The organism is Clostridium sp. BL-8 (assembly GCF_002006495.1).
GTDB lineage: Bacteria > Bacillota > Clostridia > Clostridiales > Clostridiaceae > Clostridium.
In genome coordinates this window covers 1-16,964 of the sequence record NZ_LZZL01000075.1, presented here as the reverse complement: position 1 = coordinate 16,964, position 16,964 = coordinate 1, and the positions used below count along the sequence as shown (strand labels likewise).

The 16,964-nt window shown below is 29.7% G+C and carries 15 protein-coding genes; all 15 read left to right on the top strand.

What is annotated here, in order from left to right:
• Positions 1 to 7: 7 nt before the first annotated feature.
• The 15 genes from CLOBL_RS21040 to CLOBL_RS20970 all read left to right on the top strand — a co-directional run bounded on the left by CLOBL_RS21040 (position 8) and on the right by CLOBL_RS20970 (position 16,464).
• Positions 8 to 865, top strand: a complete 858-nt coding sequence (locus CLOBL_RS21040; protein ID WP_077860828.1) for a protein phosphatase 2C domain-containing protein — start codon at positions 8 to 10, stop codon at positions 863 to 865.
• 44 nt (positions 866 to 909) lie between these two features.
• On the top strand, positions 910 to 2,760 hold the full coding sequence (locus CLOBL_RS21035; RefSeq protein WP_077860819.1) for a serine/threonine protein phosphatase: 1,851 nt from the start codon (positions 910 to 912) through the stop codon (positions 2,758 to 2,760).
• Between the two features lie 22 nt (positions 2,761 to 2,782).
• On the top strand, positions 2,783 to 4,063 hold the full coding sequence (locus tag CLOBL_RS21030) for a normocyte-binding protein (RefSeq protein ID WP_077860818.1): 1,281 nt from the start codon (positions 2,783 to 2,785) through the stop codon (positions 4,061 to 4,063).
• Positions 4,060 to 4,758, top strand: a complete 699-nt coding sequence (locus CLOBL_RS21025) for a hypothetical protein (RefSeq protein ID WP_077860817.1) — start codon at positions 4,060 to 4,062, stop codon at positions 4,756 to 4,758. Before CLOBL_RS21030 ends, CLOBL_RS21025 begins: the two co-directional genes overlap by 4 nt.
• A gap of 60 nt (positions 4,759 to 4,818) precedes the next feature.
• Positions 4,819 to 7,449, top strand: coding sequence for a molecular chaperone (locus CLOBL_RS21020; RefSeq protein WP_077860816.1), 2,631 nt, complete (start codon positions 4,819 to 4,821; stop codon positions 7,447 to 7,449).
• Between the two features lie 410 nt (positions 7,450 to 7,859).
• A complete protein-coding gene (locus CLOBL_RS21015) occupies positions 7,860 to 8,639 on the top strand; it encodes a hypothetical protein (protein ID WP_077860815.1) in 780 nt (259 codons plus the stop codon).
• A gap of 20 nt (positions 8,640 to 8,659) precedes the next feature.
• Positions 8,660 to 9,061, top strand: coding sequence for a hypothetical protein (locus CLOBL_RS21010; RefSeq protein ID WP_077860814.1), 402 nt, complete (start codon positions 8,660 to 8,662; stop codon positions 9,059 to 9,061).
• 34 nt (positions 9,062 to 9,095) lie between these two features.
• Entirely contained in the window at positions 9,096 to 9,695 is a 600-nt protein-coding gene (locus tag CLOBL_RS21005) for a hypothetical protein (RefSeq protein ID WP_077860813.1), read from the top strand.
• Positions 9,695 to 11,119 (top strand): phage baseplate assembly protein V, encoded by a 1,425-nt coding sequence (locus tag CLOBL_RS21000; protein ID WP_077860812.1) that lies wholly within the window; start codon positions 9,695 to 9,697, stop codon positions 11,117 to 11,119. The genes CLOBL_RS21005 and CLOBL_RS21000 overlap by 1 nt, the downstream gene beginning before the upstream one ends.
• 23 nt (positions 11,120 to 11,142) lie before the next feature.
• Positions 11,143 to 11,742, top strand: coding sequence for a hypothetical protein (locus CLOBL_RS20995; RefSeq protein WP_077860811.1), 600 nt, complete (start codon positions 11,143 to 11,145; stop codon positions 11,740 to 11,742).
• A gap of 26 nt (positions 11,743 to 11,768) precedes the next feature.
• Positions 11,769 to 12,302 carry a DUF1629 domain-containing protein gene (locus CLOBL_RS20990; RefSeq protein WP_077860810.1) on the top strand — a complete coding sequence of 178 codons (534 nt, stop codon included), beginning with the start codon at positions 11,769 to 11,771 and terminating at the stop codon, positions 12,300 to 12,302.
• Positions 12,303 to 12,323: 21 nt separating this feature from the next.
• Complete coding sequence (locus CLOBL_RS20985; RefSeq protein ID WP_278281349.1) at positions 12,324 to 12,683, top strand: DUF4280 domain-containing protein; 360 nt, start codon at positions 12,324 to 12,326, stop codon at positions 12,681 to 12,683.
• A gap of 30 nt (positions 12,684 to 12,713) precedes the next feature.
• On the top strand, positions 12,714 to 14,195 hold the full coding sequence (locus CLOBL_RS20980; protein WP_077860808.1) for a contractile injection system protein, VgrG/Pvc8 family: 1,482 nt from the start codon (positions 12,714 to 12,716) through the stop codon (positions 14,193 to 14,195).
• Between the two features lie 17 nt (positions 14,196 to 14,212).
• Positions 14,213 to 15,925 carry a hypothetical protein gene (locus CLOBL_RS20975; protein WP_179117809.1) on the top strand — a complete coding sequence of 571 codons (1,713 nt, stop codon included), beginning with the start codon at positions 14,213 to 14,215 and terminating at the stop codon, positions 15,923 to 15,925.
• Between the two features lie 26 nt (positions 15,926 to 15,951).
• Complete coding sequence (locus CLOBL_RS20970; RefSeq protein WP_077860806.1) at positions 15,952 to 16,464, top strand: hypothetical protein; 513 nt, start codon at positions 15,952 to 15,954, stop codon at positions 16,462 to 16,464.
• Positions 16,465 to 16,964: the final 500 nt, after the last annotated feature.

Genomic DNA, 16,964 nt, shown 5'->3' with positions numbered 1-16,964 from the left:
GAGATACATGCTAAAGGTTAATTATTATGAAAATTTTAAACTTATTCTTTTACTCTTAGGCATATTAATACTTTTATTAGCAATAAGAAGTCTTTTATTAAAAAAGATGTATAGAAGAAATTTAGAAATAGCAAAAGAAGTAAGTATTGGATATGAAGAAATTCAAGAAGATTATGTAGATGCTATAAATACTTCTAATGGAACCGTGGTAGTTTTAGCCGATGGCTTAGGGAAGAATGAAGCAGGAAGAATTTCAAGTCTTACGGCAGTTAAAACAATAATAAAAATGTTTATAGAGGAAGGCAGCAGAGAAAAGTTAACTTATTTCTTTACTAAAGCCTTTAATAAGGCAAATCATGAAATTATAAATAGGGTTGAAAAAGATAAGGGCGGAGCAAGCGTAATAAGTGTAATAATAAATAAAAATTTATTATCCTATGCTTTAGTAGGAGATGCAATGGTTGCAGTCTTTAGAAATAAAGAGCTTGTCAGATTAAGTGAAGGACATTCTATAAGTGAGGTAGCTAAAAAAGAATACTATAATGGTAAAATTCAAAAAAAGGAAGCTATATATGCTTTGAAGGACAAGAAACTTTTATATTATGTGGGACAAGAAATTTTTAAAAATATAGAGATTTCTGAGCCGCCAATTGAGCTTTATAAGAATGACATAATTTTACTTATGAGTAGAGGTATATATGAAGGCTTAAGATGGGTAGAATTCGAAGAAATTTTAAGTAATAAAAAAGCAAAGCTAAGTGAACTTTGCACTGAAATAATTGAAAGAGTTAAGAATAACGATAAAGACAATTGTAATGGAAGCATTATACTTATGAAATACAACGGAAAAAATAGAAACTGTTAATGAAAAATAAATATAACTAATAAAGCTAAGTTAGGGTGAATAAAATGAGGAAGCTAAACTCAAAATTTAATACAAGTTTCATATCAGAAGAAGGAACTTATCTGCAAAATAAGGATTATTTTGCTTTTGTTGAATTAGATAATTATGCATGTTATGTAATAGCTGATGGAATAGATAAAGATAAGGAATTAGAAAGTGCAAAAATAGCAGTAACAAATTTCATAAAGAATTTTACAGCAAAACCTACTATGAACAGATTCATTTTAAGGAAATACTTAAAAAATGTAAATGATGAACTTATAAAAAGCAGCAGAAATGTCAGGTTAAAGGCATCAATGACAGTGGTTGTAACTAACTATAGCAAATTAGTTTATTCAGTTATAGGAAATACAAGATTTTATTATTTTAGAGATGGATATCTAAAGCAGAGAAGTAAGGATCAATCTTTAGCACAACAATTAGCAGATGATGAAATGATTCCTCTAGATGCAATGGCAAAGCATACTGAGAGGAATAACCTTTCTGCATATTTAGGAAAAAGTGATTTTAAAAGGCCATATATGTCAAAGAAAATAAAGCTCTTCGATGGGGATGTGTTTGGACTTTTAACAAAGGGAATATGGGAAAATTGTGATCCTAAAGAAATAGAAGATTCTTTAGAAGGTGCAAAAGAGCCTAAAGAAGTAATTGATAATGTTGAAGATATGATTTTATCAAGACAGGGAAAAGAAATAGAAAACTATACTTTAGCTATGACTTTTGTAGAAAAAGCATATCTAGACCCAAAGAGAAGCAAAAAAATAAAAATAGCCATAATAGTTTCAATACTCTTACTCTTAATCATAGCAATAGGAGTAGGGGCATTTATGATATATAAACATAAGAAGGCTGATGACATTGCTGTAATGAATAAAGATAAACAGGATGCAGAAGAATACATTCAAGATGACAATATGGAAAAAGCTAATGCATCATATAAGAGTGCTCTAGATATAGCAGAAAAGTACAAGCTTCCTGATGACGAAAAAACTTTAGATGCTGATTATAAATACACAGGAATAATACTTGATGGGGATAAAGCTTTAGATGATAAAAAATATGATGATGCCTTAGATAAATATACCCTGGCCTTAGAAAAGGCAGGAGACTCAGAAGATGCAGCAAGGGATTATATATTAAATAAAATAGATACAGCAAAACAATGCATCAAGATTTCAGACTTATTAACCTTAGCAGATAAACAATTTGATGATGGAGATTTAGACGGTGCTCTTCAAAATTACTTAGATGCCAAAGATTTGGCTTTGGATTCTAATTTAAAAGATGAAAAGAAAGAAGCTATGGATAAAATCCAAAAGATTTATGATCAAAAAGCAGCAGATGCAAAGCAGCAAAAGGCTGATGCAGATAAAGCAGCAGCAGATCAAAAGCAGGCAGATGATGATGCAGCAAAAAAGGCAGCAGATGATAAGAAGGCAGCAGATGATAGTGAGGCTAAAGCCATAGATTTAAGAAAAAATGGAGATTTAAAATATACAGCTGGTGATTATGTAAGTGCAAAGATGTATTATGAATTAGCTAAGGAAGCCTTTGAAACAGCAAAGGATAACAGCTTAGCTGATGAATTAGTAGATAAAATAGCGCTTATGGATAAAAAAATCAGTGAAACCTCAGATAAAAAAAGTGCAGCCGATCAATATAAGGCAGAAGCTGATAAAAAATATGCAGCAGGTGATAATACATCAGCAAAAGTATTATATGGTTTAGCTAAGGATGCCTATACAAGTATAGGAGATACCGATGATGTATCACAAGTAACTGAAAAATTAAAAGCTATAGATCAGGCTTCAACGGCAGCTTCGGGTTCAAATCAAGCTCAAACTGCAACAAAATAAATAATTAAATGCAGGTGAAAAAATGGATGAGAGAATTTATGAGAAGTTAAATGATATAAAAGATTTAAAGGATAGAGTCTTATTAAAAAAAATAATGAGCAGCGTATTTGAAGCTCTGGAAGAACATTCAAAGGATAGACTTAATGCTATAGAAAAAAGAGTATTTAATGAAGTTCCTTATATAAAAGAAAAGTATAATATATATTCAACAATAGTTAAAAGGGATAAGTTAGATGCAACTGATGATTTCTTATATCCAATGATAACTGAAGATGTAGAAGAAAAGACCTATGATGCTGCGGAGATTTTAGATGCACTTGAAAATAACGAAACTAAAAATATTTTTAAGGTTTTTCTTAAATCTGATTATTTAATATTTAAAGAATTTATAGAGAAGAATTTTAATATAAAGGGCCGTATAACAACAAACAAGAAGATTTATGAAGCTGATTTTAAAATAATAGAAAACAGGCAATATATTAATAAAATAAGCAAGCTATATAAAAGCTTTATAAAGAATAATATTCCTTGGACTACGTTAAATAATCCATATATTTATAAATTTGCAGATGTAGTTTTAACAAGAGTAGAAGGCAATATTAATAAGGATGAAAATATAAGTTCTATTGAAGTTGACTTTGGAGAATATGCTAAATTCATAGAATATAATATGGTGCCACTCTGGAACATAAAGGAACTCAGCTTAAAGTGTGAAGGCTTTCCAGTGCCATGTATAGATAAAGTAAGTCATGAACATGAGATTTCTATTGTAAAGGAAGGAACAAAAAACGGGTACCTAGTAGATGAAGAAAATGATTATTTTAATTATGTTACCTTTACAAAGGAAGCTGTAATAATATGTGCAAATGCAGACAAGCCAGTTAATTGGAGAGTTTTATGCGTTGTGGATTCACATAAAAATAAGAATAAGAAATACAAGTACGAGCTTATGACTAATGAAGTAAAAGTAAGCTTTACAAATAAATTAGCTTTTGAAAAGCCTTATACAATAAAAACTAAAACAGAACTCGCAAGACTCATAAATTCGTATAAGGTTTCTAAAGATTTAGTTTTTAATGAGGTTAAGCTTATAGAAAATTATCCAGAGGAATCAAAACAAACCTATGAGGTAAATGATTTTATAATAGATGAAATAAGAGAAGAAAATATAAAGAAATTTCTTGTTTTATATTTTGAACCGGTAAACAAAGAAAATTATTTAAACAAGGATATTCTAAGTTTCCTAGTATCAGAAATTCAATTGCTTTATCCAGAATATAAGTGTGAAGGAAGATTAATATGAATTATATTTGGGAGATGCTGTTAAAGGCAGATAAGCAAAATATAAAAAGAGAAGATGTAAAGTTTGTACATGCAAAAATGAGCAGTCCTTATATGGAAATTTCTCTTAACGACCTTAATTTAACTTCACTTCCAGAAGATAATGTAATAGAAGTAAATGAATATTATAGATTTTATGAGATTTTTAAAGATTTATTTAATATTAATATAGAAGAAAGCCAAGAACTCAGAGAGGTTCTCTTAGATATATTGCTACATTATTTAGGGGAATTAGACTTAAAAATGGGATTATGCAAAACAGAATTTTATAAAAAATTCTTGTTTAAGGATATTTTAAATTCAGTATTTGGAGAAAAACTTGCAAAAGATATACTATGTTTTGAAAAAGAAGAATTAGATGTTTTATTAAATGGTTTTATCACTATATATAGAGCTGGAATCTCTCTTCAATTATTTAAAGAAGTCTTAAGAAAAATTTTTGTAAATAGTGTGATTTATATAAGTAAGGAAAGACCTAAAGATGTCTATATTTACTTAGATGAATATCAAGAGAAGAAACTTGAAACTAAAATTAATGTTATAGTTGAAACTTTTTTACCTATAAACATGAAGCCGCTGATATTTTGGGACAAGCATTTTGGAATTATAGGATTAGAGAATACTATGAAGATAAATGAAATAGTTATGATTGAGTAATACCTTTGATTTTAGTATTAATTAAAATGCCAGAAAAGCATTTGTAAATGGGAGGACAAGATGAGTTTATATTCATACAAGCTACATAAGGTGAATGAAGAGGAAAATAAAAAGAATAAGTATAAAGAAAAAGACTTAAGACTTATGAATACTTTTCAGCTAAGAGAAATATGTAACAAAGAAAAACTCGTTAAGAGCATAATAAATCCTCTTGATAAAGAAGAATTAATAAGGCTCATAATGAAGTATAGAGGGGAAAAAGAAAGTAAACTAATAAATAGTTACTTAGTTGGTGGGATCGAAAGAATAGAAAGGCTTTTAGAGAGAAGCAAAAAAGAAATAGTTACAAATAATGATATAGACTATCCAGGGAAAATTACACTTTATGAAAATTTAGCCCTCGATATTTATGATAATTATGTTTTAAAGAGCAAGGAAAAAATAGAAGAAGGAAATGTACTTTTAGTTGATAATCACTATAAAATCTGCACTGTATTTAATGTGAAAAAAATAGTACAGAATAATGAGGAAAAGTACTTCTTAACAAAGGGTGAAACAGTAGAAGCAAAGGAAGTAGAAAGCAGGAACTATAGTCTTCTATTCTTTTCAGAAAAAACTTCAGAGCTTCTTTATGACACCTATGAAGGTGATACTATCGAAGTAGATTATTCAATTAAATTTACAGCTTTACCAATACTACAATTTGAAGTAAAGGAATTGAAAGAGATAAAAATGCCGCTGGCTATTGATTTTGGTACGTCAAATACAACAGCTGGTATTTATATAGATAAAGAAATATTTCCAGGATTAAATGAAAACTTAATCGAAAGTCGTGAATACTCAGATTATGAAGAGGACAAAGTAAAATTTGTAAAAATAATCAATGAAACTAAAAAGGATATGGAAATAACTCCTCTTATACCGAGTATTGTAGGAGTTAAAAATATAAAAGAAGATGAGATAGAATATGTCTTTGGATATGATGCTATTATTGAATCGAGAAGAAGATATATAGATGATGGTATGAGCTTATTTTATGACATAAAAAGATGGATAAGTGATTTTGAAAAAGAAGAAAAAGTAATTGATATAAAAGAAAAAACTACTTTTATAAAAAGAAAGGATATCATAAAAGCTTATTTAAATTACATTATATCTTTAGCACAGCAGAGATTTAAATGTAAATTTAAGAATATTTATATATCCTGTCCATCAAAGCAAAAATATAAATTTCATACTTTATTTAAGGATATCTTAAGGGATTATACAGTTGAAAATGCAAATATATTAGAAGAAAGTGTTGCTGTACTTTATAACACCATATCTGAATTAATAGAAAAGAAGAAATATGTCCAAGGTGAGTGGTATAAAGCGCTTATTATAGACTGCGGTGGAGGAACTACGGATCTTTCAGGCTGCAGCTTCAGCATAACCAACAGCAGGGTGGCTTATAAGCTGGATATAGAAACCTCCTATGAGAATGGTGATACAGATTTTGGAGGAAATAATTTAACCTTTAGAATTCTTCAGTTTATAAAAATATTAATGGCAAATGCTTTAATAGGTGGAGAAGACGGCATAAAAAAAGCTATAATAGATGAATTTAAAATAGATGTATTTAGATTTGTAGATAAGAACGGAATAAATGAATTATATGAAACCTTAAATGAAGAATATGAGAGAGCGGAAGTTATAATTCCAACAAAATTTCAATTATATGAAACAAGAAGTAAGGAAGATTACTGCAAGGTTAGAAACAATTATTATTTCTTATTTGATTTAGCAGAAGAAGTTAAAAAAATATTCTTTGCAAATCCTGAGCTTTTGGAGGTAAAACTAACGCCAAATGATGAAAAATTAAAGGGTGAAAATATAATTAACTTTGATAAATGGAAACTTTCATACATGAATAAAGGCAGCCTGCAGGTAGTTAAGGAAGCGCCAAGTCTTTCACTTAGCATATATGAGATAACTACCTTAATAAAGGGCGATGTTTATAACATAATAAAGAAGTTCTTAGAAAAATTATATGAAAATGATGAGTTATATGACTATTCCATTATTAAATTAACTGGACAATCCTGTAAGGTGGATATATTTAGAGATGCTTTAAAAGAATTTATACCAGGCAGAATAATTGAAGTTAATAAAAGTAAAAAAGAGACTAAGGAAGAATACGAGTTAAAGCTGGCATGTCTTAAAGGTTCACTAAAATATCTATATGCAAGAAACTTTGGTTATGCAGATATAAATATAGAAAGCAAAACTCCAACCCTTCCATATGTTTTAACAGCCTATACTCATACAGGAGAACAAAAGACTTTAATTAAAGGCAGAGAAATAAATAAAGGCTTCATATCAAGATTTATGGATAGAATTCTTCTTAAATTATATCTAAAGGATAATAATGACAACGTAAAATACGAATACAATTATCAATTTAATGAAGAAGAATTAGAAAAGACAGATGCAAAGATAATTGGTCAGAGATATTCAAATATAAGCCAGCATGAAACAGATAATATAGAAAATAATGAAGTGAAATTTTTCGTATGGGAAGAAGAAGAACTATGGGGCTTTTATGTACTAGCCATCTTAAGAAAAGAAGAAGAACTATATATAGGAAAAGAAACCTTCTTCTACTTTGAAAATGACAAGTGGGAGAGAAACTTCTTCGATGGACTTAAGTAATTAAGTTCATGACGTAACAACGAAATAGCAATCATGATTTGTTCCAGTTGCTGTGAAGATTTTAATAGGTACTTCTAAGATTATAAGATGCACCCAAAATGCTTGCTTCAAAGGCAAGCTTTGAACAAGCACATTTGGAACAACTTATAATCAAGAAGTACAACTATCAAAATCTTCAATGCAACATTCCACAAAAGCATGATCACTATTTCTTGTTTAGTATGAACTTAATTAGATAGTGCTAAAGTCATTGGGAACTTTCAGATTTATATTAAGAAATTTTGATATATATATGGAAAAGAATGAGTATTCTGAAGAATATTTATTCTTGAGAATATTAGAATATATATTCTTCAGAATTTACTTGTAAAATGCGAACTGAGAGGGTTTGAGGAAAAGGAGGGAGAAAGGTGTTTGAAAATAGATATCCACTTTTTAATAGTGGACGGCTTTTGAAGATTGAAATGCTTGAGGAGCTTAGGGATTTTCCGAGGGAGTTTTTTGATGCACAGTTTAAGGGATATTCTGATGGGATAATTTCTGGATGTGATTTAGAGGTTTTTGATAATTACATAAAAATATCAAAGGGAATAATGAAGTACCATGATGTAATTTACATTTTGCAGGAAGATAATCAACTTGAATACACCTGTAATAATAAGCTTACGATTTTAAAAGTAAAATTCTTGCCTGAAATACAGGATAGCGACTTTAAAATAAACTCTACAGAAATAAGCTTAGCAGAAGAATTAAATCTTGAAGAAAGTGAAATTGAAATATGCAGATTTAAGTTAAGAAATGGTGCAAAGCTTAGAAGTAATCATACAGGCTTTATAGATTTGGGTACGGAATACGATACTGTAAATACAATACATGCACCATATGCAGCTTATGGAGATAGCAGTTTAAATCCTGAGATTTTAAGAAGATTTGGAAGAGAACTGTTAGAATGCAATTTAAATGAGCCTTGGGATATTTCCTTTGCTATGATGTGTGTTCAAAGTAAAGATGCTATTCAAAAGGAAGTAATACAGAGTTATTTAGTTTATAAGTTAAATATTGAGATGGGATATTACAGCAATATAGATCTATATTATTATCTTTCAGACGTATTAAAAAGTGCAAAAGATGGTATGGGAAGTCATGGACGCAGAGGGAATGGAAGATTTAAGAAGATACTTATAGATTAAAAGTAAGAAGGGGAAGTTCAGTGGATAATGAGAAAGCATTGAAACATATAAGAAATACGTATAGTTTAGCAATATTATCAGGAGTTATAACACTGATTTTAACAATATTATCAACTTTAGGAATTTGGGATTTAGGTTTAGATTTATTTGAGTTAATGGAGGTAGTACTAGTATTTGGGCTAGCTTTCGGGATAAATAAAAAAAGCAGAGTATGTGCAATTATATTATTTACTTACTACATTATAAATAAGGCTATTATTATATTTGGTAATGGAAGAATAGGAGGTTTAGGAGGTTTAGTAATAATGTTTATTTTTATAATAGGTTATTTTCAAGGTATAAGAGGAACTATACATTATCATAAAAACTTAAAATTAGAAGAAATGAATAATGAAACTTTTGATAAAAATTTGAATGTATAAAAGTTATAAGTGAAATTAAAGGAGGAGAGGATATATGGCAGAATGGGTTGACGAGAAAATTTTGGATTTCATAAATGCAGTAGAAGCCAAAGAAGCAAGAAAAGATATTAAAGATAAGCCAATTAAAATTGGGAACAGGTATTATGAATTTGAAGAAACAGACTTTTTTGAAGGAAAGCTAAAGATGTACATCCCAAAGGATTTTGAGGACATGCAGGAGGAAGCAAAAACACTAAATTATCCACGAGAAGATGGTCCTGACATAATAAAATGCGATGAAAAAGGAGATACTCGTATAACTTTTAAAATTATTGATAAGTCATTAGATGAAGGAAGTGTTGAGAAAGTAAAAGATAAAATAAAAGAGGGAGCGAAGAATTCTAATCCCATAAATGTCTTTTATGAAGATGGTGTAATAGAAGTTGATTCTAAAAATATAGGCTTTTTTGAATTTAAAAGCTATACGATAGATGAGCCTATATGCAATTTAATGTTTCTTCTTGAATTTGAAGGTAAAGCACTAATAGGGACATTTATGTGTCCATATGCTAGATATGGAGAATGGAGAGACACTGCTTTTCAAGTTATTAAAACTATAAAAGTAATAAAAGAAGATAAAGGAGAGGAAAATTAATGAGTGAAGAATATGTATATGGTCAAGGGGATATTATAGTTGAACCTTATAAATTTCAAAAGTTAACGAAGCTTAAAATAATTAATGAATTAAACGAACATTCAAAACTTAGGCTTAGTGGAATTATAAGTGATGAAAATGCAGATAACTACGTTGAAAATGCAGAAGCAGAGGAAACTATTAATGTATCACTAAAAGATGATGAGGGAAATACAACAGTTTTATTTAATGGATATGTAACTAAGATCGGCATAAAAGCTCAAAATGACGTAAGAACCTTAGAGGTGGAAGCGTTAAGTAAGACTTTTTTAATGGACATAAGAAAAGTCAGCGGCTCATACCAAGATACAAAGCTTACTTATGGTGATATTTTTAAGCAGAAAAATACAAGCTATGATGATTTGGTAATGGTAGATAACATCACTAATGGAACTAAAATAGATGGACTAATAGTTCAATATAAGGAAACTGATTGGGAATTCTTAAAGAGAATAGCATCTTATTTCAATGTTGCACTGGTGCCAGAATGCAGAATGACAGGAATAAAGTATTCCATAGGCGGAGCAGGAGAAAGTGTGGTTTATGATATTGACGAATTTAACTATTCCATAGAAAAAGGCTTGCAGGAATATAATAAGAAAACAGCTAATGAAGCTTATGAAATAAATGATTTAAACTTAGTAAGTTATGAAATAACAACTAATAAGTTAATGAAGTTATATAACAAAGTTAATTTTAAAGGTAGAACTCTTTTAGTATATAGAGATGAAACAGAGCTTGAAGGTGGAGTAATCACGAGCAAATACATATTAAGAGATGAAAATGGAATGAAGGTAAATAGAGTATATAACGACAAAATGGTAGGTCTCTCACTTCAAGGAAGAGTTTTAGATACTCAAAAGGATAAGGTTAAAGTTTCACTAGAAATAGATGGAAGCCCAACAGATAAAAATTCTGCAAGATGGTTTGAGTTTTCAACTATATTTTCACAGCCAGATGGGACAGGCTGGTATTGTATGCCTGAAGTTGAAGATGTAGTTAGATTATATTTCCCGGACAATGAAGAAAAACATGCATATGTAATAAGCTCAATGCATTATGACGGAATTGATGATAGTAAACGAAGCGATCCATCTGTAAAGAGCATAAGCACAAAGTATGGAAAAGAAATTGTTATGAGTCCAGGTTCCGTTGAAATAATAGGAAATGGAAGTCTTCTTATGAGAATGACTGATGACGGTGGCATAGAAGTAAATAGTAATAAAAAAATAATACTAGATGCTAAAGATGACATAGAAATAAATGGCGGAGCTAAGGTGCAGATTAAAGGTCATAAAGGAATTAGTTTAACTCAATCAGGTGCAAGCATGATAATAAAAGATGATGTAACAATGAGCGGAGGAAAAGTGAACGTTCAAGAGTAAAGAACTTCACAGGTGCTAAAGCGATGATAATAAGAGCTGATAAAAATCAGGTATTAAAAGAATTTAAGGAAAAATATCTAGAGAATAGATATAAGAAAGAATTAAAAAATATTCTGGGAAATTATAATGAGCATAAAGACAGTATAAAAGAAGAGTTAACTTCAAAATTTGATTCTGTATGTAAAAAAGCTATTTTATTTCAAGAAAAAGATTTAAAGGAAGAAATAAAGTATATTTATTTTTCAATGCTTAGAACCAACCTTCTTGAAGATAAGGGTGAATGGAGAATAGATATATATGATGAAAAGTGGTTTTTAGATAAAGAAGAATGTTCAATAAATATAGATTTAAACTTTATTTATGAACCTCTTTTTAAGCATATGAAAGAGCTTTCAGAAAAGAAAAGAGAATACTTAAGAACCATTAAGGAAAAGGATATAGAAGCCATAAAGCTTAAAGAAGCAAATAAATATAACAACGTAGCCTTAAACATAATCAGAGGAATACTTAAAAGCTTTTTAGAATGTGCTTCATATAAAGAAATGAAAAAGAAAGAAGATATAGTCATTATGGCAGGTGAATATATGGATGCTGCAATTCAAATAAATGATAAAAAATCATAACTGAATTTTATCAGAAAGGAAAAAACATGGATTATTTTTTATTAAAGCAGGATGAAGAATATACAAATGCGCCAGTGCTAATGGATGTGTTTAGTAAATTAGATGTTAGAAATATAAATTTATTAAATGCTCATAAGATTGAGGATATTATTATATTTAATGTTAAATGTCATGAGGAAACAGAGTTTTTAGACATTTTAGATAAAAATTTATTCTTGATATCAGAAGAAATGAAGAAAATAATTGAAAAGTATGATTCAGGAATTCTGTTTAAAACTGTTCCGCTTATAGATTTGCAGTATAAGAAACAAGGCAACTATTATATGCCGATATTTGAAGAGCTAGAGTGTTTAAGTGAAAAAGCAGAATTAAATTTAAATAAGACGGTAGTAAAAAAAATTATATTAGACAAAGAGAAAATTAAGAATAAGAAGATTTTTAAAATAAAGGAAAGTGAAAAAACTCTTGTAGTAGTAAGATTAGAGGTTGCAGAAAGTCTGCTTAGAAGAGAATTTAAGGGAATGAGTCTAAAAAGATTAGAAGTTTATGATAATGCATAATCAAAATAGGAGATGATAAAGTTGGAAATTGGTACAGCCTATGTAGTCAGAGGAGCACAGATGATATGTAATAAGGGAAATGAGATAAAAAGAATAAATCTGCCTGTAAGTCATGGAGCTTATTCAAATGGAAATCCAATAATGAATGAAAATGATAACATAATAGGTTCAAATATAGGAACTTTTGGAATATGCAGAGGAAGCTGCCCTTCAAATGGCAGTGATGAAAGGACAAAAAAGTGTCAGATTATGATATTGAATAAGTGGATGAATACTAAGGAAGATACCTTAATTGAAGGAGCACCAGCATTAACTACAGCTTCAGTTTTAATATGTGCCTATGGAGGCGTAATAGGGTTTATTACAGATGGTCAGGAATAAAAACTTAAGAGATTAAAGGGAGGGAAATAGATGGGAGAGATTCATAAACTAAGGGTAAAGTCACCATATAAGTTAATGAAAATAGTAGATATAAAAATTGAAAATAAGCCTAATGAGCATGGTTATCTATACTTAAAGTGTTTAATAGATGAAAGTATAAATTTTGATTCTGCTATAAAAGCTTCCACAGAAGATGAAATATGTGTTTATGAGGAAACAGAAAATACAAAGGATGAAGAAACAGTTGATATAAACGAAGTCGATGAAAATAGCAGCACAAGATTATTTAATGGAATAGTTCAAAGTGTTAAAACAACAAATATAAATTCTATTTATTATTTAGAAATTCAAGCCTTAACTTCAAGTTCAAAACTAGACATAAAGAAAAATAGCAGATCATTTCAAAATGTTAATATGACCTATGATGCTCTTATAGGTGAAATATTAGAAGATTATTCAGGTTTCTCCTTTAGTCAGAATGTAGGAAAAGGAGAAAAAATTAATAAGCCATTATTTCAATATCAAGAAACAGACTGGGAGTTTTTAAAGAGAATTATCAGTGAATTAAATTCAGAACTATACTGTAATATAATAAATTTAAACTGCATGTTTAATTTTGGAATTTCTCATGATCAGAGCTATGAATTAGACGATAATATAGATTATGATGTCTATAAAGATATTAAGAGCTTTCATGAAGCAGGTGGAAGTAATGCAGGCTATGATGATACAGATTTCTTCTATTATGAAATAGAGAAAAAAGATATCTTTGAAATAGGCTCAAAAATTAATTATAAGCAAAAGAATTTATATGTCAGAGAATATGAAGCTTATAGAGATAAAGAAGAAATCTTTTATAAGTACAAGCTATGCAGAAAAGATGGAGTATGGCAAAAGATAATTTACAATAAACTTCTAAAAGGAGCAACTTTAGAAGGTAAAGTCATCGCAACGCAAAAGGAGCAGGTAAAGCTTCATTTAAGCATAGATGAAAATCAAGATGAAGGTACAGCCTATTGGTTTGATTATGCACCACCATCAGTAAACATAATGTATTCAATGCCATTAGAAGGAGAAAGTGCAAGGCTTTATTTTCCAAATGAAGAAACCGAGACTCCAATAGTTATAGGCTGCGTAAGGAAAAATGGAGATACCTGCACACAAACCTCAGAGCCAGCCAATAGATATTTTCAGACTGAAAGCGGAAATGAGATAGCAATGCTTCCAGAGGAATTAAGTATAAAAGCTGGAAGCAGAAAAAATATGAGTATAAGCTTTGATGACAAAAAAGGAGTTCATATCAAAAGTCCAAAGAAATTGAAATTAAATGCAGATGGAGAAATAACAATCAAAACACAAAAAAGAGTAAAAATAAAAGCTCAAAGCCAGATATTGCTGATGAAGAGAAATAACTCACATAAAGTTTCAATAGAAGGTGATTTCTATATAAAAGGAAATAATGTAATAATGGATGGAAGTAATAGAGAAGCTTATGCTCCTTTTGAAGAATGAGGGGAGGTATAGATAATATGAGCGAATGGGTAAAAGACAATGGAAGCTATTATTATTACTATTCTGATGGTACAATGGCTACAGGGTGGCAGGAGCTAGAGGGTTACTGGTACTATTTTTATAGCGATGGGTCAATGGCATGGGATACAATGGTTGAAGGATATTATGTTAATGATGATGGTCAATGGACAAAAGATGAAGGTTCGAGAAAAATAACAGATAATGATGGTAATGATTTTTGGTATTATGTGGGTCCTGAAGGAAAAGCGGTTACAGGATGGAACAAGATAGGAGATAACTTTCATTATTATAATTATCCTGGTGGATCTATGACATATGAAAATACAATTGATGGATTTCAGATAGATGAGGATGGGAACATAGTCAGCGGTACAGGATGGATACAAGATGAATACAGTGGAAATTGGTACTACTTTTCAGAAGGCTCAATGGCAACGGGCTGGATACAGGATGGTGATAATTGGTATTATCTTAATGCTGATGGGGAAATGGCAACTGGATGGAAGAATATAAATGGTGACTGGTATTATTTTCATTCAGATGGTACAATGGCAACAGGTTGGGTAAATGATGGTACTGGCTGGTATTACTTGTATGGTGATGGAAATGGATCTATGGCATGGGGAAAAACAGTTGATGGATATCTTTTAGATAATGGCGGTAAAATGGTTACAGGTACTGGCTGGAAGAGCTTAAATGGCGACTGGTATTATCTTAACAATGATAAGGAAGCAACAGGTTGGTTAAAAGATGGAGACAACTGGTACTATTTATATGGTGATAATGGATCTATGGCATGGGGAACAACAATTGATGGATATAATTTAGATGATACTGGTAAATGGATAACTGGCATAGGGTGGAAGCAAGATGGGGATGATTGGTATTATTTTGATGATAGTGGTAAAATACAGAAAGATAAATGGGTAGAATATAATGGAGACTATTATTGTTTAGGCGATGATGGTAAAATGATGAAATCAACATATATAAAAAATGCAAATGGTACTACAATATGTTTTGGTTCTGATGGTAAAGCTTTTATTGGAGATGATGGCATAGTAGTCGATGATACTGAGAATGCACTTTCTCATAATGCGCTTGTAGAAAAAATTAAAGAAGTAAATGAACTCTTTAAATTTGAATTTATTGTGTCTGGGCAAAATTTAGATAATCGTCCTGAAAATGCTGATGCATGTGATTTATATGTAACAGATGAGCAAGAGAAACTTGCAGATACAGCTGCTGGTATGTTAACGACAGAATTAGCTGGAACGGGTGTTGCAATTTTAGCTAATGGAGTACGGGCGGGTGGAACAATATATAATGATAGTTATGTTGCTGGAAGCGGAGCAGGAAATATAAAAAAGGTGTTGAATAATACTGAGGGGGTAAGTAATACTGGAATTAAAGCAGGAAAGAATTTTAAAGATCATTTTATAAGACATAAGGGACTTTTAGAAAAGGTTACTGGTAAAAAGTATCCTAAATATAAGACTGATGGACAAGAATTTTTGAATGATGTAGGAAAAATTATTGAAGATGGTACAGTTAAATATGTGGGGAAAGGAACTTTAAAAAAAGGACAACCTGCAGTAAATATATATCGTGGAAATGGTATAACTGTTGTTACAAAAGAAGATGGTGAATTTGTTACAATAATAGAATCAGGACAGGGATTAGACTTAGGAATTCAAATGATAGAATAATAAAGAAGAATAGGAGAAAGAAAATTATGATAGAATACTTTAAAAGAATAGTAAAGAATAATGATATTGAGGATATATATTTAACTGGGTTTGTTGATATTGAGGATGGAGTAGCACAGTTTTATCATGATTTGAGGTTTATGTACTTTGAAGTTAATTCTAAATATATAGAGTTTGAATCAATTAATCAATTTTCAAAACTTAGAATTAAAATAGTTGATTCTGTTGGACACAACTTTGAAATTGATGAAGATATGATGAAAGGTAAATCATCTGTTAGTGAAATTATTCTAAGAGATACGATGGCAAATGGTAATGACATAAATAATATTACGTTCTATAATTTAGAGGAGCAAGAAGAAGAGTTAATTTGTGATGCTATGGAGATAAAGTTAGTTAATGAACAAGTAATATTTTTAGACCCATCATATTATTTTGGTATTAATATAGGGGGAGATGAACAAAAACAAATATGGAAATTTAACCTTAAGGATAATGCAAAAGTAAACGAAACTTATATAAAAATTTCTGATAAATAGAAATATGAATATAGAATAATAGGCAATAAAAATGCTCCTGATAAAATTCAAAAGTATTTTTTCTTGAAATTTATAATAAAGTTTATATAAAATATAACTAAATAATTGGAATTAACTAATTATTTAAGAAGGCATTTAGAACTACGGAATTAAATAAATTAATAAGGTATTAAGAATAAAAATTGATTTATAAAAAAGAATGGGTGTCAGGCTAAAGGCCAACAGTATAACTGTTATGACATTACTGCTACAGAAGAATTGACTTCACCTATATGTATATTTTTAGGAAAGTAGCATCATTGCTAAACTAATATAAAAAGCATATCCCACATAGTCTCAATTTTAATTGAGACTATGTGGGATATATTACTTAAAGTATTGTTTTTGCTGCTGTGAAATGACTTTTGCAAAAGAAAAATTAATGAAATATTATAGTTATTTATTATTGACCTGTTGTAAAATGAAATTGAACTAATAAAAATATCCATAGTGGATTATTC